This window comes from Coleofasciculus sp. C1-SOL-03 (assembly GCF_040220555.1).
Classification (GTDB): Bacteria; Cyanobacteriota; Cyanobacteriia; order Cyanobacteriales; family Coleofasciculaceae; genus Coleofasciculus.
The window spans coordinates 1-3,191 of the sequence record NZ_JAVJUO010000121.1 but is presented as its reverse complement, the minus strand read 5'-3'; the positions used below and the strand labels follow the sequence as shown (position 1 = coordinate 3,191).

The 3,191-nt window shown below is 45.9% G+C and carries 2 protein-coding genes; both read right to left on the bottom strand.

Going from position 1 to position 3,191, the window contains the following annotated elements; genetic code table 11:
- Positions 1 to 239 precede the first annotated feature (239 nt).
- Positions 240 to 2,111: a CheR family methyltransferase gene (locus RIE73_RS19090; protein WP_446402687.1), complete on the bottom strand. Its 1,872-nt coding sequence runs from the start codon at positions 2,109 to 2,111 to the stop codon at positions 240 to 242.
- Positions 2,112 to 2,245: 134 nt separating this feature from the next.
- Positions 2,246 to 2,875, bottom strand: a complete 630-nt coding sequence (locus RIE73_RS19085; RefSeq protein WP_446402686.1) for a chemotaxis protein CheB — start codon at positions 2,873 to 2,875, stop codon at positions 2,246 to 2,248.
- Positions 2,876 to 3,191: the final 316 nt, after the last annotated feature.

Below are 3,191 nucleotides of genomic sequence, written 5' to 3'. Positions count from 1 at the left end.
CCGTACAGAATCTGGTTCGGTCAAGCTAACTCCTAAAAGCCGAAACGCCCTCTTTTTCGTTCTCACTCTGCCTTGTCTACTGGTCTACCTGTCTTCTAAGTCGTACCTCAACCCCAATCTTCAAAAACCTACCCTTATGAGGGGGGGGATCGCCCCCATCTCCCCTTTCTTGCTCCCCTCTCCAGAGTGGGAGAGGGGCTGGGGGTGAGGGGTTGAGCTTAACTTGACACCCCACACCCTCACTCATCTCCTTGATTCACCTGTTCTATCACTATAATTGTGCCGTGTAATTGTTCTTCTATCCCTCTCAAACCATGCAATCTAACCCGACATCGAATGGATTGACCTCGGCGATTAATCGCATCCACCCTGATTGTCTGATGATTGACCTCGCCCTGAAAACAGTTACGGATTGGTTCGCGCAATTGATCCACTGGTAAACCAATCTCTAAACTGAGGAGGGATTTGCCTTGTACCTCTTCAGGGCGTAGTCCCCAGATTTCCTGTGAAGATCCATTCCACCGGATAATATTGAATTCCTTGTCTACAATAATCACCCCTGTTTGGAAACTTTCTAGAATTGAATTTAAAAAGGCATTGGATTGGTGGACTTCATCTGTCCGCACGTTCAATTGATCATTAATCGTCCGCAATTCTTCGTTGCTGGATTGTAGTTCTTCATTCATTGTCTCCAGTTCTTCGTTGGTGGATTGCAGTTCTTCGTTGGTGGTTTCCAGTTCCTCATTTGTGGATTGTAGTTCTTCATTTGTCGTTTCCAGTTCCTCATTACTCGACTGGAGTTCCTCGTTCGTCGTCTCCAATTCTTGACTAGACCGTTTATACTTATTGTTCAATTGGTTGTAGCGAGTGACATCATGAAAGGAAACACTCACTCCCAATAACCGGTCGTGATTGCCATTTTCCGTTAAGGGAACAATTTGCACATCCAAATACTGAGTATTATCGGACTGCTTGCGCTCCACATCGTTAATCGTAATCGACCTATGATCGCGATAGACATCATCGATGATCGACCGCAGTTCTAGGGGACGGTAGGAAACTTCTAAGTCATGAAACTGTTTGCCCAGATCTTGCCATTTGATATTAAACAGCGATCGGGCGCTGATATTTGCCAAGACTAAGTAACCCCGGGTATCAACAATAATTTGGGCAACGGGTGAGGTATTAAACGCCGCTTCTCGCAGCCGCACTCGTTCAGACAGCCGCTCACTTGATTCTTCATCCCCACCTTTGGCGAGCATCAGCAGGCGATCGCTGAGTTTCGGTTTGGCTACTTTGGTAAAGATGCGGTGCTGTAAATTTAAAGGTCTAAACAGATTGCTATTAGTTAGTAGCATTTCGGCTTTGCCCAAAAATAGAGTGCCATCCTCCTTTAGGGCAAAGTTAAACCGCGCCAAAATCCGTTTCTGACTTTCCGCATTAAAATACATCAGCGTGTTGCGGCAAAGCAGCATATCCAGTCGGGAAATTGGCGCATCTTGCACCAAATCATTCCGACCAAAAATCACCGCCCGGCGGATATCAGGTCGGCATATATACTGACTACCGACCTTTTCAAAATAACGCTGTCGCCATTCCTCAGGCAGGCTTTCTAAGGCTTTGGCGTCATAGCGTGCCAAACGCGCTTGACTTAAGGCGTCTTCGTCTACATCGGTGGCATAAATTTTCACCCGATGGCGAAATTGTTCCCACCCCATTATTTCTGCCAAAAGTATGGCGATAGAATAGGGTTCTTCCCCCGAAGAACACCCCGCACTCCAGAAACGGATTGGCTCTCCCTTATCCTTTTGCTGCAACAGTTGCGGCAGTATTTGAGAGTGTAAATAGTCCCAGGCTTCGCTATCCCGGAAAAATGCGGTAACGTTGATTAAAATTGTATTGAATAACGGCTCAAATTCTTCGGGATGAACTTCCAGGTAATCCAGATAATCGCCAAACTTGCCGATATTGTGAGACTGCATTCGCTTGGTTACTCGCCGCTTGAGCGTAGAGCGTTTGTAGCCTGTAAAATCAAAGCCGCGTGTTTCTTTGAGGAACTCTAGTAGGGATTCAAAAATTCTATTTTCCTCTTGTTCTTGGTTATTCGTCATTCGTCTTATGTTATTCGTCTTATGTCATACTCGCTTCCCTTGAGAAGCAAGCTACGTTATTACTTATTAGAGAAGTAGAAGCAAAACTTAAAAATAATAAGGTAAAAAGTAAATCCCCGAAACGTTAAAATCTTCTACTCTCTCCCTTCTTTAACAAGTTGGATAAGTGTTTCAGCAATTTCTGGTAACGGTAAAATCAAATTGACACTCCCGCTGTCAATGGCAGAACGGGGCATACCAAAGTGTTCCGACGTTGCTTGATTTTGGCTGATCACCATACCGCCCATTTGCGCGATCGCCTCTAATCCTTTTGTACCATCTTTTCCTGTCCCGGTTAAAATAACAGCAATCACCCGATCTTGATAACTCTTTGCCAGGGACTCAAACAGTAAATCGGCGGAGGGACGGACAAAATTAACCATCGGTGACTGGGTTAAGGAAAGCGTACCATCAGAATTGACCAAAACATGATAATTGGGTTGGGCAATATAGACGTTTCCCGGACTTAGCTTGTCTCCATCCTCCGTCTGCTTAATCGGCAACGATATCCGCCGACGCAGTATATCTACCATTAGGGAACGGTGAGTGCGGTCAAGATGCTGCAAAACCAGAATGGCAGCGGGAAAGTCACTGGGTAGATGGGATAAAACCTCAGATAGCGCCTTGAGTCCGCCAGCGGATGCGGCGATGGCGACGACATCAAAGGCGGTATCAGGGAAGGCTGGGGGAGGATTGGTATGTTGATCAGCTTGGGGCTGTTGCATTTGATTATGATTAGGGGTAGCAGTGAAATATAAGGGTTAACGCTTTCAGTGTATCGATTTTGGCACGATTGGTGCTTTTCTTCTAGGTCTCCTGTAGGGCGCAGGTTGGCAAAGGGCGCAAGTCAGTCATTGGTGTTAACTTAAGTTATAGCCCCCTCAAAGCTTAATTACCTGTTCCGCTTCTAAAAACCTAGACAAACCTACCCATCAGTAATTCTGCCTTGGTATAAGTCCACGGTGTAACTTTTGGTCGATAACCGTTAACGCTTACGCTTGGCTGATACCCGGCATTGTTGCTCGATATCAGCCTTAACCA

What these genes read in the sequence shown, in the direction of transcription:
- RIE73_RS19090 (WP_446402687.1), bottom strand. Translation starts at nt 2,111, where the DNA reads ATGACGAATAACCAAGAACAAGAGGAAAATAGAATTTTTGAATCCCTA.
- RIE73_RS19085 (WP_446402686.1), bottom strand. Translation starts at nt 2,875, where the DNA reads ATGCAACAGCCCCAAGCTGATCAACATACCAATCCTCCCCCAGCCTTC.